The sequence below is a fragment of the Streptomyces sp. NPDC059718 genome, from assembly GCF_042733315.1.
Classification (GTDB): Bacteria; Actinomycetota; Actinomycetes; order Streptomycetales; family Streptomycetaceae; genus Actinacidiphila.
Map to the genome: position 1 here is coordinate 104007 of NZ_JBHWGA010000027.1, position 26920 is coordinate 130926.

Consider the following 26920-nt stretch of genomic DNA (forward strand, 5'->3'; position numbering starts at 1 on the left):
CGGCGGCCCGTCCGTGTGGCGGGACCCCCGGGCGCTCCCGGGGGGTGGGTGGGGGGCCGGCGGCCGGCCGGGACCTCGGCCACCGGCACGGTCATGTGGTGCGCGGTCCCCGCGCGAGATACCGCTGGGCCACGACCACCACGATAAGGAAGCCGCCGCTGACCACCGATTGGTACGAGGAATTGAGGGAGCCGATCTGGTTGATGAGGTTCTGGATCACCGCCAGGACCAGGACGCCCCACAGGGTGCCGCTGACCGAACCCGCACCGCCGATCAGCAGTGTGCCGCCGATGACGACCGCGGCGATGGCGTCCAGCTCCATGCCGACGCCGATGATGGTCACGCCCGAGGAGAGCCGGGCGGCGTTCAGGGCGCCCGCGAACCCCGCGAGCAGTCCGCTGATCGTGTACACCAGCACCCGGGTCCTGGCCACCGGCAGGCCCATCAGCGTGGCCGCGTCGGGGCTGCCGCCCACCGCGAACAGCGACTGCCCGAAGGAGGTCCGCTGGAGCACCAGCCCGCCGACGGCGAACAGCACCAGCGCGACCAGGACCGGGTGGCCGAACCCGGCCACCGTGCCCTGCCCGAGTTCGGCGAAGGCCGAACCGTGCGGCACCAGGTAGGTGTCGGCGCCCTCGCCGGTCAGGGCCAGCAGCAGTCCCCGGGCGGCCAGCAGCCCGGCCAGCGTGACGATGAACGGGGCCATCCCGGCGCGCGCGATGAGCAGACCGTGCACGGTGCCGAGCAGACCGCACACCGCGAGCGGCAGCAGCAGCGCCGGCAGCATCCCGTACTGCGAGGCCCACGCCGCGAGGACCCCGCCGAGCGCGAAGACCGAGCCGACCGACAGGTCGATGCCTCCGGTGATGACGACGAGGGTCATGCCGAGCGCCACGATCGCCAGGAAGGAGGCCTGGACGGTGACGTTCTGCGCGTTGTCGAGGGTTCCGAAGGACGGGAAGACGAAGGAGGAGACCAGCACCAGCAGCAGGAGGACGGCGAGCACGCCCTGCCGCTGCACCAGTACGGCCAGCCGCCGCCGGTCCCCGGCACGGGCCGCCGCCACGGCGGGCGGCTGCGGCGTCGCCCCGGCGGAGCGGGGCGTGATGAGTGACTTCATCGGGATCGACGCTCCCGGGCGACGTAGACGGCGACGAGGATGATGACGGCCTGGGCCATCTGCGCGGTGGAGTCGGGGAGGTCGTGCTTGACCAGGGTGGCCCGCAGCAGCTGCATCAGCAGCGCTCCGCAGACCGTGCCCAGGACGCGCACGGACCCGCCGGTGAGCGGGGTCCCGCCGACCACCACCGCGGTGATCGCGGACAGTTCCATCAGGGTGCCGAGCGTGGACGGGTCACTGGCCGTCAGACGGGCGGTGGCCAGCACCCCGGCCAGGGCCGCCAGCACCCCGCACACCACGTACACGCCGATCAGCACCCGCTTCACCGGCAGCCCGGCCAGCCCCGCGGCGGCGCGGTTGCCGCCGATCGCGACCAACTGGCGCCCGAAGGTGGTGCGGTGCACGACCCCGGCGACCAGCAGGGCGAGCGCACCGGCGATCAGCACGACCACGGGGACGCCCAGGACGTCGTCGGTGCCCAGGCCCAGCAGACCCGGGTTGGCGATCTGCTTGAGCTGCCCGTCGGCGAGGACCAGGGCCAGGCCCCGGCCGCCCACGAACAGCGCGAGGGTGGCCACGATGGGTTGCAGACCCACCACCGCCACCAGGGTGCCGTTGACCGCTCCCACCACCGCCCCGGCGGCGAGCGCCATGAGCAGCGCGGACAGCAGTCCGTACCCCAGGTACAGCGGCAGCAGGGCCGCGGCGAGGGCCATCACGGACCCCACCGACAGGTCCACCCCCTCGGTGCCGATCACCAGCGCCATGCCCAGCGCGACGATGACCACCGGGGCGACCTGGACGAGCTGGGTGCGCAGGTTGGCCGCGGTCAGGAAGTGGTCGGTGAAGACGGCGTTGAACAGGACCAGCACGGCCACCGCCGCGTACACCCCGTACGCCTGGAACCAGGCGGGGGAGGGGAGCCCGACCGGGCCCCGCCGCACGGCCGGGGAGAGCTCAGCCATCGTGCCGCACCTCCCCTTCCACGGCGGCGTCCCGGACGGCGGGCGCGTGGGCCGCGAGGACCTCCAGCAGCTCCCCCTCGCCGACCTGCTCGCCCGTCAGTTCGCCGGCCACGGCGCCGCCGCGCAGCACCACGAGGCGGTCGGCGCCCTCCACGAGTTCCTCGATGTCGGAGGAGATGAGCAGCACCGCCAGTCCCTCCTGGGCCAGTTCGTCCACCAGCGCCTGCACCTCGGCCTTCGCGCCCACGTCGATGCCGCGCGTCGGCTCGTCGAGGAGGAGCACCTTCGGCTCCAGGCAGAGCCAGCGGGCCAGCAGCACCTTCTGCTGGTTGCCGCCGGAGAGCTCGCCGACCTTCTGCTCGGGTCCCGAGGCCTTGATCCGCAGGCGCTTCATGAAGATCTCGACGACGCGGTCCTGGCGGGCCCGCGAGACGACGCCCGCCCGGGACAGCCGGGGCATGGCGGCCAGCACGATGTTCTCCCGCACCGACAACCCCGGGACGATGCCCTCCGCCTTGCGGTCCTCGGGCAGCAGGCTGATGCCCGCGCGGATCGCGGCCGCGGGGGAGGGGCGGCCCAGCCGCCGCCCGGCGACCGTCACCGATCCCGAGTCCAGCGGCAGCGCCCCGGCCAGCGCCTTGGCGGTCTCGCTGCGTCCCGAGCCCAGCAGCCCCGCCAGGCCCAGCACCTCGCCGGGGTGCAGCTCCAGCGAGACGTCGTCCAGGACGTGACGCCGGCTCAGCCCGGCGGCGGTGAGCACCGCCCGGCGGTCGGGGTGGTGGTCCTCGCCGAAGCCGGTCCGCCCGTGCCGGCGCACCTCGGAGACCTCGCGGCCCAGCATCATGGCGACCAGCTGCATCCGGTCCAGGTCCGCGAGGTCGCCGGTGTGCACCAGGCGTCCGTCGCGGAGCACCGTGACCCGGTCGCAGATCCGGTACAGCTCCTCGAGCCGGTGGCTGACGTACAGGACGGAGATGCCCCGGTCGTGGAGGTCGCCGATGACCCGGAAGAGCGTCTCGACCTCGCGCGGCTCCAGTGCGGAGGTGGGCTCGTCCATCACCACGACCTTGGCCCGCACCGACACCGCGCGGGCCAGCGCCACCATCTGCTGGGTGCCCACGCCGAGGCTGCCGAGGGGGTGACGGACGTCGACGGTGACGCCGAAGCCCGCGAGCAGCGCCGCCGCCTCGCGGTGCATCCGCGGGAAGTCGATCAGGCCGAGGCGGTTCTTGGGCTCGCGGCCCAGGAAGATGTTCCGCGCCACGCTCATCAGCGGGACGAGGTTGACCTCCTGGTAGATCGTGGTGACCCCGGCGTGCTGGGCGTCGGAGGGCCGCGCGAAGGCGACCGCGCGGCCGTCGAGCCGCACCTCGCCGGCGTCCGGGCGGTGCACCCCGGTGAGGACCTTGATCAGGGTGGACTTGCCGGCGCCGTTCTCGCCGACGAGCGCGTGGATCTCGCCCCGGCGCAGGGTGAAGGAGACGTCGTCGAGCGCCACCACACCGGGGAAGCGCTTGCCGATGCCGACGGCCTCCAGTACCGCGGGGGCGCTGGGACCGTCCGGGCCGGGCGGCGGTGCGGCGGGTGCCGCGTCGGGGGGTGCCATAGCGGGCCTTCCATGGGTTCGCGGGGTCGGGAGCCGAGGAGGGACGGGCCTGCCGCCCGGCCGGGGAGGAGGACCGGGCGGCAGGCGCGGGGGCTCAGTACGCCCCGGCCAGTGAGCCCTTGGCGTTGGACGCGTCGTACTCGCGGTCGGAGATGATCACGTCCTCGGGGATGGCCTCGCCGGCGAAGAACTTCTGCGCGGTGGCGAAGGCGAGCGGCCCGAAGCGCGGGTTGGACTCGATGACGCCGTTGTACTGGCCGTTCGCCAGCGCCTGCACGGCGTTGCGCGTGCCGTCGATGGAGACGATCTTGACGTCCTCGCCGGGCTTCTTCCCGGCCGCCTTCAGCGCGGTGACCGCGCCGAGGCCCATCTCGTCGTTCTCCGCGTAGACGGCGGTGATCCCCGGGTTCGCCTGGATCAGCTGCTCCATCACCTGCTGGCCCTTGTCGCGGGCGAACTCACCGGTCTGCTGGGCGACGATCTCCAGGCCGGGGGCCTGCGCCTTGATCTGGTCGACGAAGCCCTTGGTCCGGTCGGTGGTGACGTTGTTGCCGGAGGCCCCGAGCAGGATCGCGACCTTGCCCTTGCCGCCGGTGACCTTGATCATCTGATCGGCGGCGCGCTTGCCCTGCTCGACGAAGTCCGAGCCGAGGAAGGCGACGTAGTCCTTGCACGCGGTGGCGTTGATCTTGCGGTCGATGGTGATGACGGGCACGTGCTTGGCCGCCGCCGCGCGCAGCGCGGGCTCCAGGCCGTCGGAGTTGAGCGGGGCGACGATCAGCAGCTGGGCACCCTGGGCGAGCATGTCCTGGATGTCGCTGATCTGCTTGGGCAGCTGCGACTGCGCGTTGGTCGTGAGCAGCTTCTTGACGCCGAGCTTCGCCGCCTCGTCCTTGATGGACTGGGTCTCGGCGATGCGGAACGGGTTCGCCTCCTTCTCCGACTGGGAGAAGCCGACGACGGCGTCCTTGAGGTCGAGCTTGCTCGCCCCGTAGGTCTGCAGGGTGCAGCCGCTGCCGGAGGCGTCGGTGGCCGCGGTCGGGGACTGCACGACCTGGGCGCCCTCGGAGGAGGCGGAGGAGGCGCTGCCGGAGCCCTCCTCCTTGGCGCAGGAGGTGGCGGTCAGGGCGGCCGCGGCGGTGAGGCACACGACGGCAAGGAAGCGGGTGGAACGGGAGGTGCTCATGGACGTTCAACTCCTCGGAGAGCGGTGTGCGAGCTGATCAGGGGGGTGCGGTGGTGCCGCCGTCGCCCCGGGAGGCGGCCCGCCCCGCCCCGTGCCGGGGCGGGCCGCTCAGGTGGTCGGTACTCGGTCAGCGCTCCGCCGGCACGGCGGGTTCGCCGGCCGCCAGGGACGTCACCTCGGCGGCGGTCAGCGCGCGGTCGTAGGCGTGCACGTCGGAGATCGCGCCGCCCCAGTAGTCGACGAGGTTCCCGCCGTACTTGCCGCGGCCGATCACCAGGTGGCCCGAGGGCCCCTCGGCGTTGCAGCCGCGGACGGAACCGGCCTCGCTGCCGTCCACGTAGATGCGCAGCCGTCCGTCGCGGTGGCTGTAGCTGCCGACCAGGTGGTACCAGCGGCCCGCCTCCGGCTCGCCGATGGTGCCCGCGAGGGCCCGGCTCCCGGCGAAGCTGAACGCGAACCGCTTGTCGGCCTGCGAGTACTGCAGGTAGAAGGCGCTGTTGGTGTCGCCGTCGACGGACACCGCGGTGCTGAAGTGCCCCTTGTCGTCCAGCCGGACCCAGGCGGCCACCGAGTAGTCGCGGCGGTCGGTGTCCAGGACGGTGGCGCCGGTGTCGACGGAGCCGGTGCGGCCGTCGAACTGCAGGGCGGCGCCGTTCGGGCCTGTCGTCCAGCTCGTGCCGCCGGTGAGGGCGCCGTCGTGGTCGCCTGCGACGTCTCCGGCGACGGTGCCGGAGCCCTCGTGCAGCGGCCACCAGCCGACGCCGTTCGGGCCGGGTGTGCCCGGCGGCACGTCGGCCCCGCCGGCGGTGGCGCCGGCCGCGATGACCTGCTGGTTGACGTCCCGTACCTGTTCCGGGATCACCTTGACCACGTCGCGGTCGTAGGTGAGCAGGCCGTTGAGCTCGCCCTCGACGTCGGTGATCTGCGTGTAGACCGAGCCGGACAGGCCGCAGGCCGCCGGCCGGAGCAGCCTGCGCGTGTTCTCCACGTAGGCCGCGGTCAGTTCCTCCTTGCTGTGGGCGGCGTCGCCGTAGTCCTGGCCGCCCGCGGTGCCCAGGATGTGGCCGGGGACGAGGTAGGAGTAGCCGCCGTGCTCGCCGTCGACGGCGGCGCGGGTGTCGTCCGGGGCCGGGCTGGCCGGGCCGTGGTAGTCGTGGAAGTCGATCAGGTCACCGCGGTCCGAGTCCCCCTTGGAGGCACAGCAGTTGACGCCGGAGTGGGCGTCGACCAGGCGCGAGGGGTCCTGCTCCCTGACGGCGTCGGCGAGTTCGCCGGTGGCCTGCTTGCTCCACTCGCCCCAGCCCTCGTTCATCAGCGTCCACACCAGGACGGACGGGGTGCTGATGTGCTGGTCGACGATCTGGTGGACCTGGTCGACGAAGGTCTGGGTCTCCGGGGTGCCGGCGGCCGCCGTGCCGCGGCTCGGTATGTCCTGCCACACCATCAGGCCCAGCTTGTCCGCCCAGTAGTACCAGCGGGCGGGCTCGACCTTGATGTGCTTGCGGACCGCGTTGAAGCCGAGCTCCTTGTGCTGGACGAGGTCGTACTTCAGGGCCTCGTCGGTCGGCGCGGTGTAGAGGCCGTCGGGCCAGAAGCCCTGGTCGAGGGTGGCGAGCACGAACACCGGCTCGCCGTTGAGCTTGATGCGGTTGGTGCCGCCGGCCGGGGACACCTCGATCGACCGCATGCCGAAGTAGGAGCCGACGCGGTCCTTGCCGCGGCCGTCGGTGAGGGTGACCTCGAGGTCGTACAGGTACGGGTCGTCCGGGCTCCACAGGTGGGCGCGGGGGACGGGCAGCCGCAGGGCGGTGCCGGCCGCACCGGTGACCGAGCCCGCCTTGCGCCCGTCGCGGGTGTACGCGGTGGCCGTGACCTTCGCGCCCGGCGAGGTGCCCGCGCCCGGCCGTACGGTGACGGCGAGCGAGGAGTCCGCGACGTCCGGGGTCAGCACCAGCGAGTCGACCGACGCCTCGGGGACCGGCTCCATCCACACGGTCTGCCAGATGCCCGAACTCGGGGTGTACCAGATGCCGCTGGGGTCGCGGGACTGCTTGCCGAGCGCGTAGCGGTCGTCGGTGGTGTCCTTGACCTTCACCAGCAGGGTCTGCGGACCGCGCCCGGCCAGGGCGTCGGTGACGTCGGCGGTGAACGCCTGGTAGCCGCCGGTGTGGTGGGCCACCTCGCGGCCGTTGACGTACACCCAGGCCTCGTAGTCCACGGCGCCGAAGTTGAGCTTCAGCCGGTTGCCGGAGCGGACCCGCCAGTCGTCGGGGACGGTGAAGGTGCGCTGGTACAGCGACCAGTCGTGGTGCCGCGCGACACCCGACAGACCCGACTCCATCGGGTACGGGACGACGATGCTGCCGCTCAGCTTGCCCTGGGGGAGCCCTGCGTCCTGCGCGGTCGGCTGGAACTGCCAGGTCCCGTTGAGGTTCTTCCACTGCTCGCGGGTCAGCTGCGGCCGCGGGTAGTCCGGCAGCGGGTGGGAGGGGGAGACGTCCTTGGCCCACCTGGTCTGGAAGTACCAGGTCGAGTCGTTGCGCGCGACGACCGAGAAGGGACCGAGGTCGCCGTCGGCGGTGGTGATGCCGCCCTTGCCGTCGTAGCTGATCCGCACGTCGGCGTTGAGCGAGACCGGGGAGTCGGCCTCGGCCGGCTTCAGGACCAGCCGGGTGGGGTGCTTGGGGTCGAGGGAGACGGTGGCGGACCAGCGGGTGCCGCCGGACAGCAGGGCGAGGTGCGAGGCCGCGTCCACGGGGAGGCCGGTCACGCGGGACCCCAGCTCGACGGTGGCGCTGCGGCCGCTGGTGGCCACCGACGCCTCGGCGTCCGCCGGGGCGAACCCGGCCGGCAGGTGCAGCGCCGAGTCCGGTACGGGGCGGCGGTCGAAGCCCGGCCCCGACCACTCGGTGTGCAGGTAGGCGCCGCCGTTGCCCTGGTTGTAGTCGTAGGCGAGCTCGTGCAGGCCGGCGGTCAGGGTGATCGGCTGCGAGGTGGTCTGGACGTCCCAGTCGGTGGTCCAGTGGTCGATCACGCTCGCGCCGTCCAGGGACATGCGGAAGCCGTTGTCGCCCTTGATGTAGAAGGTGTACGTGCCGTCGGCGGGCACCTCCAGGCGGCCCGTCCAGCGCACGGCGACGTTGTCCGTCGTGCCGGCGTAGGCCCGCAGCGTGGGCAGGAGGTCGTCCACGTGGAGGGAGCTGTCGATCCGGGTGCCGGTGTACCGGGCGAAGTCCAGGGCCGTGCCGCTGGACATCCGGTAGTAGTCGCCGCGCAGGCCCGCGTCGGCGGAGGCGGCGGTGACGTCGGTGGGGACGTCGGTCGTGGCGGAGGGCCGGGCGGACGCCGGGAAGGGCGTCAGCAGGGCCGCACCGAGGAGGAGCGCCAGCAGGGCGGTGAACCGAGCAAAGCGGTGGGTACGTCGTCGGCCAGGACTCATGGTGCACCTTCCGTGGGAGTCGTCGACGCCTTGACGGGAAAGTTGCGGGTCAGGAGTGTGCGGTGCCTGGGACCAAGAGCGCTACGCGCCGGAAACGCGGTTGTACAACGTTGGAAATTTTCGGCGCGGAGAGCATGAAAGCAGGGCCCCGCCGCCGTGTCCAGACCTCGCGTAGAAGCTCGTCAACGGGCCGTCAGGGCATGGGAGAACGTGCCGTGCACGCCACCGTGCCCGCGCCGGCGCAGGGCGGAACGGGATCAAGGGGCCGGATGGACCGTCGTGAAGTGACGCCCAGCTGCGGCGTGTTGGCGTGACACGGCGTGCCGTCATGGCGAACCGGAACCTGTTCAACGTTGGAAACCGGCGCGGCGGAGGGACCGCCCGGGGCCGGGCACGAAAGCCTGCCCCGGAGCGGTCCCCGACGGGTCAGCCGGTGGGTCAGCCGATGGTCAGGTTCTGCACCAAGGTGTTGGCCGCGAAGCCGTTCACCCCGAACAGCCCGGTGGCGTAGGTGTCGTCGGTGGCGTCGATGACGGGAACAGTGCCGCCGCCGAGCCAGACCCGGATGCGGGAGCCGTCCGCGCGCACCTTGAGGTGGTAGGTGCGGCCCTCGACGATCCGGGTGGCGTACGTCGCGATGTCCCGGCCCGGGCGCCACAGCTTGACCACGCCGCTGGAGTCGATGTTCGCCGTGTAGCCGGCGCCGTCGTCGCGGGCACGGAAGGTGAGCCCGGCCGCCGTGCCGTTGGTGACGGACAGGTCGCCCTCGTACGTGAAGTCGCCTCCCGTGCGGTCGCTGAGGTAGAAGCCGTCCTGGGACGAACTCCCCCTCAGCCCGGACGGTGTGACCGTCCAGGTGCCGCCCCGCGGGGTCCACCTGCCGGCGGGGAAGACCGAGAACCCGGCCGTTCCGGTGTTGAGGTTCTGCACCGTCGCCGTGCCGTTGAAGACGTTCACCCCGAACACGCCCGTGGTGTACGCGTCGTCGGTGGCGTCGATGACGGGGTCGGCGCCGTTGTCCAGCCAGACCCGGATGCGGGAGCCGCTCGTCTGCACCTTGAGGTGGTAGGTGCGGCCCTTCGTGACCGGGGTGGCGTAGGTCGCGATGTCCCGGCCCGGGCGCCACAGCTTGAGGACGCCGCTGGTGTCGATGTTCGCCGTGTAGCCCGCGCCCGACGCGTTCGCGCGGAACGTCAGGCCCGCGGCCTGCGCGGTGTCCAGCGTGAGGTCGCCCTGGTAGACGGCGTCACCGCCGCTGCTCGCGCTCAGGTAGAACCCGTCGCCGCCGGTCGAGGCGCGCTTGCCGCCGCTGACGTCGGTCCACGCCCCGCCCGCGGCGTGCCACGGGCCCTTGAGGTTGCTCTCCAGGGTGGACTGGGCCGTGCCCCAGCTGGTGTTGAGGCGGGTGAAGGTCGCGCTGTCCAGCTTCACCTTGCCGCCGACGGCGAAGAGCCGGATGCCCTGGCTGTCCGCGGCGGAGTCGAAGTCGACGTTGTCGGACAGGGAGTAGAGCCCGCCGTCGGCGAACGTCTCCAACTGCCCCCGGTCCACCAGCAGCCGCATCGTGACCTTGCCGTTCCGCGGCTTGAGCGGCTTGCCCCGCAGGGTCTGCGCCTTGGTGTCGTAGACGACGCTGCGGTCGGCCGTCCCGTCGGAGCGGGCGTGCAGGTCGAAGCCGAACTGCGTGGCGGTCGCGCCCTTCACGTCGAACTGGGCGGTGATCTCGTACGTGTCGGCCTTGATGCCCCCGAAGAGGTTGTCGCCCTTGGCCGCGTCGACCGTCTGGTTCTTCCAGCTGCGGGTCTCCGAGCCCAGCGAGGCGAGCTCGGCGACCGGCGTCCGGGTGATCCGCGGTCCGTCGGGGGTGCTGACCAGGCCGAGGGAGGCGGGGAAGGTCGAGTTGCCCGTCCAGGTGCTGCCGCGGTTGCCGCCCTGCCAGGCCATCTGCACGGTGCGGCCGTCGGGCGTGTTGGTGAACGTCTGGGCGGCGTAGAAGGTGCCCCCGGCGAAGGTGGTGCCCAGGTCCATCTGCTGCGGGCCGGTCCAGTCGGTGCGGAAGGTCGTGCCGTCGAAGGAGCCGACGACGTACTGACTGGACGCGGAGGTCAGGACCCACCGCTCCTGCCCGGCCTTGCCGTCCAGGGCCAGGGGGTACATGTCGGGGCACTCGAAGAGCCACGGTGCCTTGAAGCGGCTGGCGAAGGTCCAGTCGAGGAGGTTCGGGGAGGTGTAGACGTCCACACCGTTGCCGCCCTCGTTGGACCAGACGACCATGGCCCAGCGGTGGCGTGCCGCGTCCCAGAACACCTTGGGGTCACGGCTCTCGGCGGGGATCTCGATCTGCTTGCGGCCCTTGTCGTAGGCCTGGAACGTCCGGCCGTCGTCGTTGCTGTAGAAGACGCTCACGCCGTCGGTGTTGGAGAACACCACGATCGGGTCGAGGGAACCCGTCTTCAGCCCCGAGGTGTTGTCCTTGTCCACGACGCCGCCGCCCGAGAAGAGCGTGCCGGGGTGGACGCCGGGTTCCAGCGCGATCGGCTTCTGGGTCCAGTGCACCAGATCGGTGCTGGTGGCGTGGCCCCAGTGCATGGTGTCCCAGGCCAGGCCGTGCGGATTGTGCTGGTAGAAGAAGTGGTAGAGCCCGTTGGCGTACACCAGGCCGTTGGGGTCGTTCATCCAGCCCGACTGCGAACTGAAGTGGAACTGGCCGCGGAACGGCTCGCTGTAGGTGGTCGCCGGATACGGGAACTCCGGGTATTCCCCCACGGTCCCGGCGACCGCGGGGGTGCCGGGCAGCAACGCGGCCAGGCTCGCGATCAGGGCGAGGAGCAGCGCCCCGACTCTTCGACGCATGTGAACCCACTCTCTGCACGCCGGTGATGTCATCGTTGACACATGTCATCGCTGACATCCGATCGATGACCGATGATGGGCCCCTGCCGGGAGCCCGTCAACGCCCCGTGCAGGATCGGCTGCGGCCCCTCACGAGGTCGTAGGGACCGTCAGGTCGGGCGAATCCGCTTCCAGTTGGCGGGCCCACGGCGGGTTCGGTCCGGCGACGGCGCAGGTCAGCGCGGCCACGCGGGTCGCGTACACGCAGGCCGCCACGACGTCGTCGGTCCGCAGCCGGTCGAGCCGGCCGCCCAGCAGCCCGCGGCCGCCGAGGTGGTGGAGGAGCCCCGCCGTGAAGGAGTCCCCGGCGCCGACGGTGTCGACCACCCGCGCCGGCACACCGGGTACCGAGATCCGCCGGCCGTCGAGCGAGGCGAGGACGCCACGCGCCCCGAGGGTGACCACGACCAGGCGGGCCCCCGACGCGTGGAAGTCGTCGCAGGCCGCCTCCGGCGTGGTGCCCGGGGCCAGCACGGCGAGGTCGTCCTCGCTCAGCCGGAGGATGTCGGCCGTCGCGCACCACGTCCGGATCCGGTCGCGGTAGACCCGGGGATCGACCAGGGCGGGCCGGACGTTGGGGTCGATGCTGACCGTGGCGTGCTGCCGTGCCCCGGCCAGCACCTCCTCCACGAGGACGGCGCCCGGTTGTCTGACCAGGGCGAGCGAACCGGAGTGGACGCAGGCCGCATCCCCGAGTGCGGCGCGGCCCAGCTCCTCGCGCGTCCACTGCCAGTCCGCGGTGCCCTCGGCGTGGAAGGAGTACGCGGCCTGCCCGTCGCCGTCGACGTCGGCGACCGCCAGCGTGCTGGCTTCGGGAGCGGCCGTGGCCGCCGACAGGTCGACACCCGATGCCAGCAGGTGGGCGCGGAACAGGCGGCCGAAGACGTCCCCGGACAGCCGTGCCAGCAGCCGGGTCGGCGTGCCGAGACGGGCCAGGCCCACGGCGGTGTTGGCCGGACCGCCGCCCGGCAGGACGCGCAGCCGCAGCTCCTGCGACGTGTCCGGGGAGCGGCCGTGCGCACCGGACGGGGCCGCCCCGTGACCGGGTTCGGGGAAGACATCGGCGACGCACTCTCCGAGCACGGTGACCTGACGCGGCTGCATGGGGTGGTTCCTCCAGGTGGGAGCGGGGACGTGGGCCGGCCCCGGCGGCGGCCCCGGCATCGGCCCGGGCGGGGTGTCGGGGGCGGGCGCCACGTGCTGCCAACGGGCTTCCTCGGCAAAGGCATTGACGTCGCCGGAGCGGGAGTCCATCATCCTCCGCATGCGGTGTCAACGATGACATGTGTCAACGTTGGCATTCTCCTGGCGAGATCCTTCGCCGAACGCAGCGCCATACGGCTTTCCCCGCTCACTGCTTCCCGTAGGAGTCGCAGATGTCCCGTAGAGCCCGTCCGGTCCTCGTCATCGGCGCCGCCGGCCTCGCCCTGTCACTGGCCGCGTGCGGTTCCGGTTCCGGCGGCGGCTCCCCGTCCGGGGGCAAGGTGAAGGTCGGCCTGATCACCAAGACCGACACCAATCCCTACTTCGTCAAGATGAAGCAGGGCGCAGAGCAGGCCGCCAAGAGCGAGAACGTCGAACTGACCACCGCGGCGGGCAAGTTCGACGGTGACAACGCCAGCCAGGTCACGGCCCTGGAGAACATGGTCGCCGCCGGCGTCAAGGGCGTGCTCATCACCCCCAACGACTCCAAGGCCATCGTCCCCGCGATCGAGAAGGCGCGCGCCAAGGGCGTGCTCGTCATCGCCCTGGACACCCCTCCGGAGCCGCAGGACGCCGCCGACGCGCTGTTCGCCACCGACAACGTGAAGGCGGGCGAGCTGATCGGCGCGTACGCCAAGGCCGCGATGGCCGGCAAGACGCCGAAGATCGCCACGCTGGACCTCGCCCCCGGCGTGTCGGTCGGCGTGCAGCGCCACGAGGGCTTCATCAAGGGGTTCGGCGTCAGCGCCTCCGACCCGTCGATCGTCTGCTCCCAGGACACCGGCGGCGACCAGGCCAAGGGCCAGACCGCCATGGAGACCTGCCTGCAGAAGGCGCCCGACATCAACCTGGTCTACGCGATCAACGAGCCGGCGGCGCTCGGCGCGTACACCGCCATCAAGGCCAAGGGCCGCGAGAAGGACGTCACGATCGTCGCCATCGACGGCGGCTGCACCGGCGTGCAGGCGGTCAAGGACGGCAAGATCGCCGCGACCTCCCAGCAGTACCCCCTGAAGATGGCCGCCGACGGCGTCAAGGCGGTGGCCGCGTTCGCCAAGGACGGAAAGAAGACCAGCGGCTACACCGACACCGGCGTCACCCTGATCACCGACAAGGCGCAGACGGGCGCGGAGTCCAAGGACACCGGCTTCGGCCTGCAGAACTGCTGGGGCTGAGCCCGGTGACCGCATCCACCTCGCTCCCCGCCGTGGGCAGGGAACCGGCCGTGCTGCGCCGGTTCCTCACGGCGCCGGCCGCCGGACCGTTCGCGGCCCTCGTCCTCGCCTCGGTGTTCTTCTCCCTGGCCACCGACCAGTTCCTCTCCGGCGGCAACTTCTCGCTGATCCTCCAGCAGGTCATGGTGGTCGGCACGCTCGCCATCGGCCAGACGCTGATCATCCTCACCGCCGGCATCGACCTGTCGTGCGGTGCGGTCATGGCCTTCGGCGGCATCCTCATCGCCAAACTCGCCGTCCAGGGGCCGCTGCCGCCGCTGCTCGCCATCGCCCTCGGCATCCTGGTCTGCGGAGCGTTCGGGCTGGTCAACGGGCTGCTGGTGCGGACGGTGCCGCTGCCCCCGTTCATCGTGACGCTGGGCATGCTCAACGTCGCCTTCGCCCTCACCCACATCTACTCCGACGAACAGACCGTCACCGGCCTCCCCGAACCGCTCACCGCGCTGGGCCGCACCTTCCCGCTCGGCAGGACCGACGTCACCTACGGGTCGCTGGTCACGATCGCCCTCTTCCTGGGCTTCGCCTACGCGCTGAGCAGCACCGCCTGGGGCCGCCACGTCTACGCCCTCGGCAACAGCGCGGAGAGCGCGCGGCTCAGCGGCATCCGGGTCTCCCGGCTCACCGTCGGCGTCTACACGGTGGCCGGACTGGTCTACGGGATCGCCGCCCTGCTGCTGGTGTCGCGGACCGGGGTCGGCGACCCCCAGGCGGGGCAGACCGACAACCTCGACAGCATCACCGCCGTCGTCCTCGGCGGCACGAGCCTGTTCGGCGGCCGCGGCACCGTCCTCGGCACGTTCGTCGGTGTGCTCATCGTCGGTGTCTTCCGCAACGGCCTGCAGTTGATGGGCGTCTCCTCCGTCTACCAGACGCTGGTCACCGGCGTCCTGGTGATCCTCGCGGTGACCGTCGACCAGCTCTCGCGAAAGGGGACCCGATGACCGGCCCCGCCCCCCAGGGCCCGGCGTCCCAGGGCCCGGCGTCCCCCGCACCGGAGGCCCCGGCGCCCGCCACCGGGCCCGAACCCGTGCTCAGCGCGCGCGGGCTGGTCAAGCGCTACGGGCACGTCACCGCCATCGACCACGCGGACTTCGACCTCATGCCCGGCGAGGTGCTGGCCGTCATCGGCGACAACGGCGCCGGCAAGACCAGCCTGATCAAGGCGCTCACCGGCGCGCTCGTCCCCGACGCCGGCGAGATCCGGCTGCACGGCAGGCCCATCAGGTTCGCCGGGCCGCAGGACGCGCGGGCGCACGGCATCGAGACGGTGTACCAGGACCTCGCCGTCGCGGCGTCGATGGACATCGCGTCCAACATGTTCCTGGGCCGCGAGATCCGCCGCCCCGGCGTGCTCGGCTCGGTGCTCCGCCTGCTGGACAAGAAGGCGATGCGCCGTCAGGCCGCCGACCACATGGCCGCGCTCAAGGTCGGCGTCGGCTCGATCACGCAGCCGGTGGAGACGCTCTCCGGCGGCCAGCGCCAGGCCGTCGCCGTGGCCCGCGCCGCCGCCTGGGCGCGCAGCGTCGTGGTGATGGACGAGCCGACCGCCGCCCTCGGGGTCAAGGAGTCCGGACAGGTCCTCGACCTCATCCGCCGGGTACGGGACAAGGGCATCCCGGTGATCCTCATCAGCCACAACATGCCCCACGTCTTCGAGATCGCCGACCGCGTCCACGTCCACCGGCTGGGCAGGCGGGAGGCCGTCATCAAGCCGTCGGACTACTCGATGGCCGAGGTGGTGGCCATCATGACCGGCGCGCTCGGCGTGCGACCGGACGGCGGTACGGTCGTGGCGGACAGTGACGCAGCCTCGGCCGCAGGGGTCGGGGGGAGCTGACCGACGGGCCCGGCATCCGCGGGGCCGACATCCGGAGAAAAGGTGGTCCATGACAGCGACCCGCAGACCGACCCTCGCCGACGTGGCCCGCGAGGTGGGTGTCAGTGCCAAGACGGTCTCCCGGGTGCTGAACGAGGACGGTCCCAGCTCCGCGGAGACCAGGAGGCGGGTGCTGGAAGCCGTGGCGAAGCTCGGCTTCCAGCCCAACCTCATGGCCAGGAGCATGCGGGTGGGCGGCCCCGACACCACCGTGGGTCTGGTGGTGCCGGACCTGGGCAACCCGTTCTTCGGCGCCGTCGCCGGCGGCATCGAGGACGCCGTGCACGGGCACGGACTGACGCTGCTGATGGGCTCGTCGGACGACGACCCGGAGCGGGAGCACGCGCTGATCGGCACCTTCCTGGCCCGCCGGGTCAGCGTGCTCATGGTCGCGCCCGCGGTGGGCGCCGACCACACCCACCTCAAGTCCCACCGGGCCGCCGGATTGCCGGTGGTCTTCCTCGACCGGCCCGGCAACGGCCTGACCGCCGACACCGTGGTCAGCTCCAACCGGGCCGGCACACAGGAGGGCGTCGCCCATCTGATCGCCGGCGGACACCGCAGGATCGGGTTCATAGGCGACCTCCCGGCCCGGCTGTACACCCGCCGCGAGCGGCTCGCCGGCTACCGCGCCGCGCTCGCCGAGGCGGGACTGCCCCACGACCGCGCCCTCGTCGCCGACGCGCACGACCCGGCCGGCGCCGCCGAGGCGACGGCCCGGCTGCTCGCCCTGCCCGACCCGCCCACCGCGCTGCTGTCGGGCAACAACGTCATGACGATCGGGGTCATGACCGAGCTCTCCCGCGGCGGGCGCAAGGACGTCGCGGTGGTCGCCTTCGACGACGTCCCCATGGCCGCCATCCTCGAACCCGCCCTCACCGTCGTGGCCCAGAATCCGGTCACCATGGGCGAGTTGGCGGGATCCACCGCCCTCGAACGCCTCAAGGGCGACCGCACTCGGGCCCGTACCCTCCTGGTCGAGACCCGGCTCGTCCCCCGTGGTTCGGGTGAGCTGCCCCCGCCCGCCCGGACCCGCTGACCGCTGACCCTGACCGCCGGGCGCCGCGCCGGGGACCGGACGGACCGCGACCACCGAACGGGTCATCGGCCCCCGCCCGCAGTGCGCATTCCCGCCCATACCGATCGTCGTGACCTATGGTGAGCGTCCTGTCACGAAAGGGTCGTGGTCGATGTGATGGCGGTGGCGTGCACGGGTGGTCCAGACCGGAAACCGCCCGCTGACCGGCGGTGCGGGCGATGACGGGGGCCTGGCAGGCGCTGGCGCAGGGACTCGGGTCGGCGGGTGATCCGGCGCAGTTGCTGCCGGCCCGTCAGCAGATGGCCTTCACCCTGGGCTTCCACATCATCCTGGTGCCGTTCGGTGTCGCCCTCACCACGCTGATGCTCATCGCGAACCACCGCGGCCTGCGCCGCGGGGACGCCGACGCCATGCTGCTGGCACGGCGCTGGTCGAAGGTGGCCGCGGTGCTCTTCGCCGTGGGGGCGATCACGGGCACCGTCCTCTCCTTCGAGCTCGGCATCCTCTGGCCGGGCCTGATGCGCGGGTACGGCCCGGCCTTCGGGTTCCCGTTCGCCATCGAGGGGCTGTTCTTCTTCCTCGAGGCGATCTTCGTGTCCCTCTACATCTACGGCTGGGACCGGCTGTCGCCGTGGGCGCACTTCTGGACGGGCGTACCGGTGGCGCTCTCCAGCATCGGGGGCGCGGCCGCCGTCATCGCGGCCAACAGCTGGATGAACCAGCCCGGCGGCTTCACGATGCGCGACGGGAAGATCGTGGCCGTCCGGCCGGCGGAGGTCTTCTTCAACGGGGCCTTCGGGTGGGAGTTCCTCCACATGCTGCTCGCCGCGTACATCGTCGCCGGGTTCGCGGTGGCGAGCGTCTACGCCGTGGGCATGCTGCGGGGCCGTACGTCCCGCTACCACCGCACCGGGTTCCTCATCGGCTTCGTCACCGCCGCCGTCGCGCTGCCCCTGCAGGTCGTGGTGGGCGACACCATCGCCCGGTACGTGTACCAGTCCGAGCCCGCCAAGTTCGCCGCGGTCGAGCTGCTGCCGCGGACCGGCACGCACGTCCCGGAGACGCTCGGCGGGGTACTGGTCGACGGCGAGGTCAGGTACGGGCTCCCCGTGCCGGACACGGCCTCCCTGCTGGCCGGATTCCGCCCGTCCACCGAGATCAAGGGGCTCGACGCGATCCCCGCGGACGTACGCCCCTCGGACCGGATCGTGAGCACCGTCCACCTCGCCTTCGACGTGATGGTCGGGCTGTCCTTCGCCCTGCTGGCGCTCGTCGTGTGGTTCCTCTGGCTGTGGTGGTGGCGGCGGCGCTCCCTGGAACGGCAGCGGTGGTTCCTGCGCTGCTGCGCGGTCAGCGGGCTCGCCGCCGTGGCCTGCCTGGAGACCGGATGGATGGTCACGGAGCTGGGCCGCCAGCCCTGGACCGTCGTCGGCCACCTCCTCACCCGCGACGCGGTCACCACCCAGGGCAACCTGTGGCCGTTCTTCGGGTCGGTCGTCGTCATCTACGCGGCCGTGGGCGCCGGCGCGGTGACGGTGCTGCTGTCGATGAAACGGCGCTGGCAGGCCGGGGACGACGACAGCGTGGACGTCCCCTACGGTCCGCGCACCGGCCCGGAACCCGTCGGCACGCGAGCCGGGACGGAGGAGTGATGCCGGAAGCCGTCGCGGCCTTCCTCTTCCTCGGCGTCATCGCCTACTGCCTCTTCGGCGGCGCGGACTTCGGCGCCGGTTTCTGGGACCTGACGGCGGGCGGGGCCGAGCGGGGCCGGCGCCCCAGGCACCTGATCGACACCTCCGTCGGCCCGGTGTGGGAGGCCAACCACACCTGGCTCGTCTACTGCCTGGTCTTCCTCTGGTCGGGGTTCCCGGTCGCGTTCACCGCCATCACCACGACCCTCTACGTCCCGCTGGGCATCGCCGTCCTGGGCATCGTGCTGCGCGGCGCCGGCTTCGCCTTCCGCAAGGCCTCGCTGCGCACCCCCGAGCAGCGGGTGTACGGGGTCGCGTTCGCCGCGTCGTCCGTCCTGACCCCGTACTGCTTCGGGTCGATCGCCGGGGGCATCGCCTCCGGGCGCGTGCCCTCGGCGGGCAACGGGAACGCCGTCACGAGCTGGCTCAACCCCACCTCGGTGCTCGGCGGCGTGCTGGCCGTCCTCGTCTGCGCCTACCTCGCCGCCACCTACCTGTACGTGGCGGCCCGTCAGCAGCGCGACCACACCCTGCAGCGGCACTTCCGCGGCAGGGCCCTGCTCGCCGCCGTACTGACCGGAGCCGTCAGCATCGCCGGCGTCTTCGTTCTGGGGCAGGACTCGCCGCACCTGTTCCGCCGCCTCAGCCACGGCGCCCTGCCGCTGGTGCTGCTGGCGGCGCTCTGCGGGGTCGCGACCGTGGTCATGGTGTGGCGTGAGCGGACGAGGTTCCTGCGCGGGCTCGCCGCTGCCGCGGTCGCCCTGGTCGTGCTCGGGTGGGGCGTCGCCCAGTACCCCTACCTCCTCGGCACCCATCTGGAGATCGGCGAGGCCGCGGCCCCGCAGGCCACGCTGGCGGTGACGATCGGCGTCGCCGTCGTGGCCGGACTCCTCATCTTCCCCTCCATCGCGCTCCTCTTCCGGCTCGCCAACCGGGGCGCTCTGCGGCCGCCGGAAGGGGAACCGGCCGAACCGCGCCCCTGAGAGCACGTAAGCCAGGGCGCCCGTGAACCGGGGGAGAGGGGGAGGCATTCACCGGCGCGTCCGGGCTCCCGCGGGCCGCGCTCCCGCTCGTCATGCCGCCGCCGAGCGGCGAGCCCCGGGCCGGACCCGCCCGCCGTCACCGTAGCCGCGGTCATGGGGCGTTGGCGTCCCGGGTGTGCCGCAGCCGGCGGGGCGCCCGGGGGCCGGAGTGCCGGCTCCCCCCGCCGGGACCGTGTGCCCCGCGTTGCGGTGTCCACGGTCATGGGCACGTCCGGCGGTCCGGTCGGCGGGAACGCACCCTGTGATGACCGCGGCCCGGCCGGCGTACCCCTGGGGAGGGCACGCCGGCCGGGCCCACCGGTCAGCCGGAGACGCCGAGCACGGTCTCGCCCGAACGACCCGCCCCGGTCCCGGTCACCCGTACCGTCAGCGTCCGTCCGTGGCCGTGCGGCACCGTGACGAACGCGTGGGCGAAGCCCGCGGCCGTCGCGCGGCCGGAGCCGACGACCCGGCCGTCGAGCCGCACGGTGAACCGCTCACGCGGCGACAGGCCCGCCGCGGTGACCGACGCCGTGGAACCGGCAGCCGCCTCCCGGGGCATGGTGTCGACCACGAACGGCGACCGGGACCCGGAGCCGCGCACCGGTTCGAGGTCGTCCGCGTCCACCGGCGGTACGAGGATCCGCCGCACCGCCAGCGCCTGGAAGATCGGGCCGTTGATCTCGTAGTACGCGGTGGCCCACAGCGGCCGCCCGGCGGGCACCGTGACGGTCCGGGAGATCGGCGCCCCCTCCTGCGGGCTGCGCGTGGTGGGGATGCGCTCGTCGAGGAGGAGCGAGCTGCCCGCGTAGATCTCCGGGCCCTCGCCGACCGTCAGGGCGAATCCCCCGCTGTACGCCGCGGGACGGTTGGTCACCGTCATCCTCAGCGGCGCGGGGCCGCCGTGGTGCTTCGCCGGGGTGCCGCGCTGGAAGGTCGCGTAGAACGGCTCCACCATCGCGGGCCGGCCGGTGCGCCCGGCACGGTCCCGGTTGCGGTAGGTGGCCACGGTCGTCCCGTCGAGCACGAGGTCGAGGCGGTCCACCCCGGTCGTGTCGTAGGAGCGGGTGAAGGTGTCCTCGGGATCGGTCTGCAGCGTGGCGAGGACCAGGTCGCCGTTGGTCAGCTTGTAGCGCAGCGTCGGGAAGACCGGCACCTCCGAATTGTTGGTGTAGCTCACCTGCGCGGTGTGCGCCGTGGTGCGGTCCTCGGTGATGGACGCGGTGCTCGCCTTGACGGCCGTGGGCGTCCAGGTCACCGACTTGGTCTGCCCGGTGCGGCCGTGGCCGGCGACCACGGCGAGGGTGGCGGTGAGCTTCCCCGGCCTGGTCTCGACCGGATCGGACGTCCAGGCGTACCAGGGCAGTTCGCCCGCGTCGACGGCGAGCGTCCGGTCCAGGTAGGTGCCGGAGGCGCCGCGGACGGTGATGCGCACCGTGCCCTTGCCCTTGACGGCCGTGGTCATCGCGGCCAGCGGGTTGCCGTCGAAGGCGTGGGCGTCGGAGTGCTCGGCGTCGCCCAGGACCAGCTTGGCGACGGTGAAGGAGCCGCCCGCGCTCCGGCCGCCGTACCTGACCTCCAGGGTCTGCTTCCCGGTGGCGATGTCGGCCGGGAGGGTGACGAGACGGCCCACGCCGCCGTCGTCGGTGGTGCGTCCGGTCGCCAGGACGCGGCCGCTGCCCTTCACCCGGATCTGGAAGTCGACGGCCGGGGTCAGGTCCTTCGCCACGACGATGGCGGACTGCCCCGGCACGGCGTAGGCGGGCTTGACGGCGACCGTGGGCCGGGCGCCGGGGGAACCGCCGGGCGGGCCGGTACGCGGGTCACCGGTGACGGTCACGTACGTGGTCCGTCCGGTGTCGCCGTACGTGACACGGCCGAGGTACACCGCTCCGGCCCGCAGGCCCTTCCAGGACAGGGTGACCGGGGTGGTGCCGCCCGCGTGCAGGGCCGCCGTGGCGGGCTGCGCGGTGAACGAGCCCTCGGCGCCCTTGTCGCCCAGGGCGAAGCTGGTCACCGTGAAGTCGAGCGGTCCGGACCCGGCGAAGAAGTCCACCTCGACCTCGTACAGACCGGGCTCGGGGTCCTCCAGGTCGAGCTGCTCGTCGGCGGACTCGGTGGCCGCCCGGTCGACCAGCGACGTGTCGCCGTACTCGTTGAGCCGGTACACCGACAGGTCCAGGTCGGCCGAGTCGTCGGCGGCGTCGAGGGCGAAGCGGGCGTGCTCCGTCCCGGCCGGCACCTCCACGACGTGGGTCCGCGCGGGTCCGCCGACCGTTCCCGAGTCCTGGACCCGCAGGCCGCGGGAGAGCCCAGTGAGGTCCAGCGGCACATCGCGGTCCTCGCCGCCCTTGAGGCTCACGGTGGTCCGGCCGCTGCCGCCCGAAGCGGCGACCGCCGTGGGCGCCACCAGGGTCACCGGTCGTACGGCGACCGCGCTGCGTACGCTCTGCTCACCGGCGCGCCAGGTCAGGTACCCCGTGGCGTACTCGCCCAGCGGCGCGGTGGTCCGGGTGAACGTCACCTTGAACGTCTTGGACTGTCCGGCCCCGGTGAAGGTCAGGGACCGCGGCTCGACGACGGTGTCCACGCCCGGGATCCGCACGGGGTCGGCGGTGAAGGTGCCGGGGCCCGTCGATGTCACGGTGCGGGTCACGGTCTGCCGGCCGGCGAGCGAACCGACGCCGATCGACGCCAGGTTGAGGTCGGACGGCGCGGGCGCCGTACGGTCGCCCTTGACGGCGGCGGCGTACCGCTCCCAGTCGTCGGGACCGTTCAGGTACAGCAGCCCGGGGTGCAGGTAACGGGTCGCGTCCACCTGTCCGTTGCCCTGGGCGAAGACGTCCTCCGACGCTTCCCCCGCGCCCGTCACGGTGGGCCGGGTGGTGGTCATCAGCGCGGACTTGATCTCGGCCGGGGTCGCCTGCGGGTGCAGGCCGAGGTAGAGCGCGCCGAGACCGGCCACGTGCGGGGACGCCATCGAGGTGCCCGACATGAAGGTGAAGCTCGGCCGCCCGCCGGCGGCGTTGGCGCCGTCGGCGAGGACGGCCACACCCGGTGCCGCGAGGTCGGGCTTGATCAGGTCGCCGCCGTCGGCCTGGACCGGGCCGCGCGAGGAGAACCCGGCGATCTGCGGGACGGCCGCCGACGCCAGCCGGTGCGGGTTGCCGTCCACCAGGGTCGCCGTGGGCTTGTCGGTGGCGGCGTAGGAGACCAGCGCGTCGTAGCCGTCCGCGTCGACGGCGATCGTCGGGACGGCATGGGTGTCGAGGTCGGTCGAGTCCGGCGAGGGGTTCACCAGGACCATCCCGATGCCGCCCGCGCGCTTCACCTCGGCCGACTTGGCCGCCCGGTCGTACGTGCCGCGCTCGCACAGCACGATCGCGCCCTTGACCTTGGCACCGTCCAGGCTGTCGGGACCGCACAGCTGCGGCCGGACGGAGATCGCGGTCCCGGCGCCCGAGGCGGCGACCAGCGGGCCGGTCACCTTGCGGCCGTCCGCCGGGAGCGAGACGGACGCGCCGAGCACGTTCTGGCCGTCGCCGAGCTCCACCGTGGCCTCACGGGTCGGCATGGTGCTCGCCGCCGCGGTGGTGATCCACGGCGAGGCGTTGTCGACGGTGCTGTCGCCGGGGCCGGAGTTGCCGCCGGCGGTGGCGACGAAGATGCCGCTCGCGGCGGCGTTGCGGAACGCCTCGTCCACGACCGAGTCGGTGGTGAGGGCGCCGCCGGCCGAGCCGATGGAGTAGTTGATCACGTCGACGTTGTCGGCGACGGCCGCGTCGATCGCGGCCAGCAGGTCACCGGTGGCGCAGCCGTCGTCCGTGGTGTCCTTCGCGTCCGGGCCGCTCCAGCAGGCCTTGTAGGCCGCCACCTTGGCGGCCGGCGCGACACCGGAGATCGGGCCCATCGGCACGCCGCCGAGATCGGCGGCGACGCCGCCCGCGCCCGCGGCCGTGCTGGCGGTGTGCGATCCGTGCGCCTCGCCGTCCCGCGGTGACAGGTACTCGCCGACCGAGGGGCCGCCGATGTGGGTGGCGCCGAAGTTGTCGACGAAGTAGCGCGCGGACACCAGCTTGGTGGAGCAGTCCGCGGCGGTGAACTGGACGCCCGCGGTGCAGGCGCCGGTGAAGGTCCCGCCGTCCGCCTTGCGGTAGGTGACGGCGGAGCCGTCCAGGTACGGCTCCTGACCGGGCGCGGTACCGAGCGGCGCACCGGCGAACGAGGGGTTCTCCGGGGCGATGCCGGTGTCGACGACGCCGACGACCACGCCCTTGCCGGCGCTTGCGACGCCGCCGTTGCCGGCCCACACCCCGCTCTCTCCGCTGAGGCCCAGGTAGTCCGTCGAGTTGACGGCGGCCAGCGGCTTGCGCAGGTCGTCCTTGACCACCGACACCACCGTGGGGTCGGCGCGCAACTCCTCGACCTGCCGCGGCTGGAGCTCGGCCGTGAAGCCGTTGAGCGCGGCGGAGTACGAGGAGATCACGCGGGCGCCGACCGTCTTGGCCGCGTCGTCCTGACGCTCGCGCAGGTAGGTGCGGTAGGCGCGGACGGGGGCGGAGCCCGCCTTCAGACCCTCGCCCTCGCGGGGGGCCGTGCGGGCCTTGCCGGCCACGCCGCCGGTGTACGTCGCCGCGGCCGGCTCGCGCAGGGTGACGATGTACCGCCCGGCGGACGGCGGTTCGCCGTTCCCCGGGTCGTGCGCGGCGAACGGCGCCGGGACGGCGGGCGGCGTGGGGACCGGGGCCGCGACGGCCGGTGCCGGTGCGGCCGCGGTGAGGACCGTCAGGCTGACGCCGGCGACGAGGGCCGCGAGGGACCGCGGTATCGCCGACCGGCGCGCAGGAGGATGGGCAGGTGGTGCCACCAAAGCTCCTTCATCAGGGGGTGGCCGGACAGCCCGGCCGAGTGACACGCCGTTCGGGCGCACACAAGTTCTAGCCGGGTGATCCTTTGGTGACCAACGTCCTGCGCTGCCGAAACCGGCCAGTGGCCAGAAGGGGCCACCGCCTTGCGGTCAGATCCAGTTGCGGCGGGCCGCGGCGACGCCCGCGCCGAACCGGTTGGTGGCGCCGAGCTCGGCGAACAGGTCCTGGATCCTGCGGCGCAGCGTCCGCGGCGAGATGCCCAGCTGGCGGGCGATCGCCTCGTCCTTGACACCGGCCGCGAAGAGCGCGAGCAGGTTCCGTTCCTCGTCGGTCGGCCTGCGGGACCCGTCCGCTGCGTCCGCCGGATCCCCCGGGACCGCCGCCGGCAGGGTGCCGGATCCCGGCTCGCCGGTCAACGGGGAGGCGGAGGCCCAGTACTTCTCGAAGAATTCGCCCAAGGCCTCCAGCAGCGGCGGGGATTCGGTGTAGAGGTACTCGGCGCTCCCGACCGACAGGCTCAGCGACACCATCGCGGCCGACCGGTCGGCCATCGCCAGCTTGATCGGCAGCGCGGGCACGACCCTGGCCTCCTCCCCGCGCGACACGAGGCTGCCCAGCTCCTGCCATCCGCCGTCGGCCTCGAAGCTGGCGGCGGCGTAGACCGCCCGCACCCGCACGCCCCGCCGGACCGCCGCCTCGTCGAGCGGCTCGTTCGGGGCGAGCAGGAACGGCGGGCGGTCCAGCGCGCACAGTTCGGTCCGCGCGGTCTGCTTGAGCCGGTAGTAGCGGTCCCCGACGGCCTCCAGGCCGCTGATCACGCCGGTGCCGGGACCGCCGTCCCTGGCCCTCCTGGCCGCGTCGAAGAGCACCCCGAGCGGGCCGGCCGCCTCGCGCACCGCGGCCAGCTGGCGCTCGCGCGACTCGACGAGCGCGCGCAGCGCGTGCCGGGGGTCCACCGTGAAGAACTCGCCCGAGGAGCGGCGGCTCATCAGCCCCGCGTGGTGGAGCTGTTCGAGCACCACCAGCCCCTCGTCCGCCGTCACGCCGAGGGCGGCGACCACGTCGTCCACGGTCGCGCTGTCGCGGGACAGCAGGAGGCGGTAGGCCCGCTCGGCCACCGTGTCCACCCCGACCCACGCGAGCGGTGCGTCATTCTCCACGAGAGCATCCATTCCTGCCGTCCACGTCGCCGACGAGATCGAACCAAGAACGGGCGGCAACTTCAAAGCCGTGGGTCAGGTGACGTCGACGACCACCTTGCCCCGGGAGCCGCCCGCGGCCAGCAGGCGCTGGGCGTCGGCCGCGCGTTCCAGCGGGTAGGTGGCGGCGACCCGCACGGACAGCCTCCCGGCCTCGGCGAGTACGACCAGCACGGCGAGGTCCGCCCGGTCGAGGCGGCAGAAGACCGGTACGACCCCCGGCAGCCCGGTCTCCGCGACGGAGGCCACCCGGGCGCCCGTGCGGGCGGCGTCCGCCGTCGCGGCGAGGGTGCCGCCACCGGCGGTGTCGAGCACCGCGTCGGCTCCGCGCGGTACCAGTTCCCGTACCCGCGCGGCGGCCCCCCGTCCGTAGGCGACCGGTTCCGCGCCGAGCGAGCGCAGGTGGTCCTGGTCGGCGGGGGAGGCGGTGCCGATGACCCGGGCGCCGCGGGCCCGCGCGATCTGGACGGCGAGGGAGCCGACGCCGCCGCCCGCGCCGTGCACGAGCAGGGTCTCGCCCGGCCGGACGTCCAGCGCGCGCACCACCGCCTGATGGGCGGTCAGTCCCGCCAGGGGCAGTCCGGCGGCCTCGGCGAAGCCCATCCCGGCGGGCTTGTGCACCAGGGTGCGCACGTCGGCGGCGACCAGTTCGGCCAGTCCGCCGTGCGCGCGCTGCACGTCGCCGCGGATGTACCCGATGACCTCGTCGCCCGGGGCGAACTCCGGGGCGGCGGGCCCGGCGTGCTCCACCACGCCCGCGATGTCCCAGCCCGGGACGACGGGGAAGTACGTGTCGACGGCGGAGTCGAGCGCTCCCGCCTGGAGTGCCAGGTCGGCGGGGTTGAACGCCGCCGCGCGCACCCGGACCAGCACCGAGTCGACATGGGTCCTGGGCGTGGGGAGTTCGGCGGGCTCCAGCACCTCGGGGCCGCCGTAGCGGCGGTAGACCACGGCCCGCATCACGCCCCCGGGAGGGCGATCGGCATGTCCATCAGGACGCGGTGGTGGACGATCTTCCACACGCCGTCCACCCGGCGCAGGTCGGTGTCGTAGTAGCCGGACTCGACCGGCTCCACCGTGCCCTGGGGCCCGAGGGCGCCCGCGGGCCACCCGCCGGCGGGTCGCGCGGCGGCGCGCGTCCGGAAGACGACGAACTGGGCGTTCATGTGGGCGCGGTCGCCGTCGACCTCGACGAGGTGGTCGGCCGTCATGTGGTGGCCGGCACCGCCCTCGGGGTGCGGGGCCATGTAGTGCTCGACCGCGTATGCCACGGCCGCCCCGCCGATGAGGGGCTCGCCGACGGGTTCGTGGCCGGCGGTACCGGTCCTGGCGTAGATCTGCACGACGGCGTCATCGGTGAACAGGGCCCCCTGGCCCTTGCCGTCCCGTCGGTCCGTCGCGCGGACGTAGCGGGCCAGGACCTCCCGGATCTCCCGGACATCGCGCTCCGCGCGCTCCTCGCTGCTCATGTGCGATGGCTCCCTTTCTTCTCTTCCTGCGACTCGGGCACCGCAGCGGCCCCCCGAGCCGTCCGGTGTGTGCTCCGCCCCAGTGGACCAGGGGCCGCGCGGGGGAGCTA

Annotated in this window: 17 protein-coding genes; 6 read left to right on the plus strand and 11 right to left on the minus strand. The window is 72.9% G+C overall.

The features are described 5' to 3' along the window. Window positions 1–91: 91 nt before the first annotated feature. The 7 genes from ACFV3E_RS28135 to ACFV3E_RS28165 all read right to left on the minus strand — a co-directional run bounded on the left by ACFV3E_RS28135 (window position 92) and on the right by ACFV3E_RS28165 (window position 12312). Window positions 92–1120, minus strand: coding sequence for an ABC transporter permease (locus ACFV3E_RS28135; RefSeq protein WP_500537192.1), 1029 nt, complete (start codon window positions 1118–1120; stop codon window positions 92–94). Next, window positions 1117–2085 (minus strand): ABC transporter permease, encoded by a 969-nt coding sequence (locus ACFV3E_RS28140; protein ID WP_500537193.1) that lies wholly within the window; start codon window positions 2083–2085, stop codon window positions 1117–1119. Before ACFV3E_RS28140 ends, ACFV3E_RS28135 begins: the two co-directional genes overlap by 4 nt. Next, window positions 2078–3691 carry a sugar ABC transporter ATP-binding protein gene (locus ACFV3E_RS28145; protein WP_500537194.1) on the minus strand — a complete coding sequence of 538 codons (1614 nt, stop codon included), beginning with the start codon at window positions 3689–3691 and terminating at the stop codon, window positions 2078–2080. The genes ACFV3E_RS28140 and ACFV3E_RS28145 overlap by 8 nt, the downstream gene beginning before the upstream one ends. A 94-nt stretch (window positions 3692–3785) precedes the next feature. Beyond that, window positions 3786–4877 (minus strand): ABC transporter substrate-binding protein, encoded by a 1092-nt coding sequence (locus ACFV3E_RS28150; protein WP_500537195.1) that lies wholly within the window; start codon window positions 4875–4877, stop codon window positions 3786–3788. A gap of 127 nt (window positions 4878–5004) precedes the next feature. Beyond that, window positions 5005–8316 carry a LamG-like jellyroll fold domain-containing protein gene (locus ACFV3E_RS28155; RefSeq protein WP_500537196.1) on the minus strand — a complete coding sequence of 1104 codons (3312 nt, stop codon included), beginning with the start codon at window positions 8314–8316 and terminating at the stop codon, window positions 5005–5007. 438 nt (window positions 8317–8754) lie between these two features. Then, window positions 8755–11169 (minus strand): glycoside hydrolase family 32 protein, encoded by a 2415-nt coding sequence (locus tag ACFV3E_RS28160; protein ID WP_500537197.1) that lies wholly within the window; start codon window positions 11167–11169, stop codon window positions 8755–8757. Window positions 11170–11298: 129 nt separating this feature from the next. Then, the gene (locus tag ACFV3E_RS28165; RefSeq protein WP_500537198.1) at window positions 11299–12312 is read right to left on the minus strand and encodes a carbohydrate kinase family protein; all 1014 of its coding nucleotides are present in this window, start codon (window positions 12310–12312) and stop codon (window positions 11299–11301) included. A 272-nt stretch (window positions 12313–12584) separates the two neighbouring features. Between ACFV3E_RS28165 and ACFV3E_RS28170 the strand changes: the two genes are divergently transcribed. The 6 genes from ACFV3E_RS28170 to ACFV3E_RS28195 all read left to right on the plus strand — a co-directional run bounded on the left by ACFV3E_RS28170 (window position 12585) and on the right by ACFV3E_RS28195 (window position 19235). Then, on the plus strand, window positions 12585–13586 hold the full coding sequence (locus ACFV3E_RS28170) for a sugar ABC transporter substrate-binding protein (RefSeq protein WP_500537199.1): 1002 nt from the start codon (window positions 12585–12587) through the stop codon (window positions 13584–13586). Between the two features lie 5 nt (window positions 13587–13591). After that, window positions 13592–14587 carry an ABC transporter permease gene (locus tag ACFV3E_RS28175; RefSeq protein ID WP_500537200.1) on the plus strand — a complete coding sequence of 332 codons (996 nt, stop codon included), beginning with the start codon at window positions 13592–13594 and terminating at the stop codon, window positions 14585–14587. Then, window positions 14584–15483, plus strand: coding sequence for an ATP-binding cassette domain-containing protein (locus tag ACFV3E_RS28180; protein ID WP_500537201.1), 900 nt, complete (start codon window positions 14584–14586; stop codon window positions 15481–15483). The genes ACFV3E_RS28175 and ACFV3E_RS28180 overlap by 4 nt, the downstream gene beginning before the upstream one ends. Window positions 15484–15532: 49 nt before the next feature. Further along, window positions 15533–16561 (plus strand): LacI family DNA-binding transcriptional regulator, encoded by a 1029-nt coding sequence (locus ACFV3E_RS28185; RefSeq protein ID WP_500537202.1) that lies wholly within the window; start codon window positions 15533–15535, stop codon window positions 16559–16561. Between the two features lie 218 nt (window positions 16562–16779). Then, the gene (locus ACFV3E_RS28190; protein ID WP_500537203.1) at window positions 16780–18213 is read left to right on the plus strand and encodes a cytochrome ubiquinol oxidase subunit I; all 1434 of its coding nucleotides are present in this window, start codon (window positions 16780–16782) and stop codon (window positions 18211–18213) included. After that, window positions 18213–19235, plus strand: a complete 1023-nt coding sequence (locus tag ACFV3E_RS28195) for a cytochrome d ubiquinol oxidase subunit II (RefSeq protein WP_500537204.1) — start codon at window positions 18213–18215, stop codon at window positions 19233–19235. Before ACFV3E_RS28190 ends, ACFV3E_RS28195 begins: the two co-directional genes overlap by 1 nt. 361 nt (window positions 19236–19596) lie before the next feature. Here ACFV3E_RS28195 and ACFV3E_RS28200 read toward each other — a convergent pair whose 3' ends face one another. The 4 genes from ACFV3E_RS28200 to ACFV3E_RS28215 form a co-directional block, all read right to left on the minus strand. Next, window positions 19597–24141, minus strand: a complete 4545-nt coding sequence (locus ACFV3E_RS28200; protein ID WP_500537205.1) for a S8 family serine peptidase — start codon at window positions 24139–24141, stop codon at window positions 19597–19599. Between the two features lie 150 nt (window positions 24142–24291). Then, window positions 24292–25302 carry a helix-turn-helix transcriptional regulator gene (locus ACFV3E_RS28205; protein ID WP_500537206.1) on the minus strand — a complete coding sequence of 337 codons (1011 nt, stop codon included), beginning with the start codon at window positions 25300–25302 and terminating at the stop codon, window positions 24292–24294. 75 nt (window positions 25303–25377) lie between these two features. Continuing rightward, window positions 25378–26301: an NADP-dependent oxidoreductase gene (locus ACFV3E_RS28210; RefSeq protein WP_500537207.1), complete on the minus strand. Its 924-nt coding sequence runs from the start codon at window positions 26299–26301 to the stop codon at window positions 25378–25380. Further along, a complete protein-coding gene (locus ACFV3E_RS28215) occupies window positions 26301–26810 on the minus strand; it encodes a nuclear transport factor 2 family protein (RefSeq protein WP_500537208.1) in 510 nt (169 codons plus the stop codon). The genes ACFV3E_RS28210 and ACFV3E_RS28215 overlap by 1 nt, the downstream gene beginning before the upstream one ends. Window positions 26811–26920 lie beyond the last annotated feature (110 nt).

Excerpts from the sequence above, each read along its gene's own strand:
- ACFV3E_RS28135 (WP_500537192.1), bottom strand. The coding sequence starts at position 1,120 with ATGAAGTCACTCATCACGCCCCGCTCCGCCGGGGCGACGCCGCAGCCG.
- ACFV3E_RS28140 (WP_500537193.1), bottom strand. The coding sequence starts at position 2,085 with ATGGCTGAGCTCTCCCCGGCCGTGCGGCGGGGCCCGGTCGGGCTCCCC.
- ACFV3E_RS28145 (WP_500537194.1), bottom strand. The coding sequence starts at position 3,691 with ATGGCACCCCCCGACGCGGCACCCGCCGCACCGCCGCCCGGCCCGGAC.
- ACFV3E_RS28150 (WP_500537195.1), bottom strand. The coding sequence starts at position 4,877 with ATGAGCACCTCCCGTTCCACCCGCTTCCTTGCCGTCGTGTGCCTCACC.
- ACFV3E_RS28155 (WP_500537196.1), bottom strand. The coding sequence starts at position 8,316 with ATGAGTCCTGGCCGACGACGTACCCACCGCTTTGCTCGGTTCACCGCC.
- ACFV3E_RS28160 (WP_500537197.1), bottom strand. The coding sequence starts at position 11,169 with ATGCGTCGAAGAGTCGGGGCGCTGCTCCTCGCCCTGATCGCGAGCCTG.
- ACFV3E_RS28165 (WP_500537198.1), bottom strand. The coding sequence starts at position 12,312 with ATGCAGCCGCGTCAGGTCACCGTGCTCGGAGAGTGCGTCGCCGATGTC.
- ACFV3E_RS28170 (WP_500537199.1), top strand. The coding sequence starts at position 12,585 with ATGTCCCGTAGAGCCCGTCCGGTCCTCGTCATCGGCGCCGCCGGCCTC.
- ACFV3E_RS28180 (WP_500537201.1), top strand. The coding sequence starts at position 14,584 with ATGACCGGCCCCGCCCCCCAGGGCCCGGCGTCCCAGGGCCCGGCGTCC.
- ACFV3E_RS28185 (WP_500537202.1), top strand. The coding sequence starts at position 15,533 with ATGACAGCGACCCGCAGACCGACCCTCGCCGACGTGGCCCGCGAGGTG.
- ACFV3E_RS28190 (WP_500537203.1), top strand. The coding sequence starts at position 16,780 with ATGACGGGGGCCTGGCAGGCGCTGGCGCAGGGACTCGGGTCGGCGGGT.
- ACFV3E_RS28195 (WP_500537204.1), top strand. The coding sequence starts at position 18,213 with ATGCCGGAAGCCGTCGCGGCCTTCCTCTTCCTCGGCGTCATCGCCTAC.
- ACFV3E_RS28210 (WP_500537207.1), bottom strand. The coding sequence starts at position 26,301 with ATGCGGGCCGTGGTCTACCGCCGCTACGGCGGCCCCGAGGTGCTGGAG.
- ACFV3E_RS28215 (WP_500537208.1), bottom strand. The coding sequence starts at position 26,810 with ATGAGCAGCGAGGAGCGCGCGGAGCGCGATGTCCGGGAGATCCGGGAG.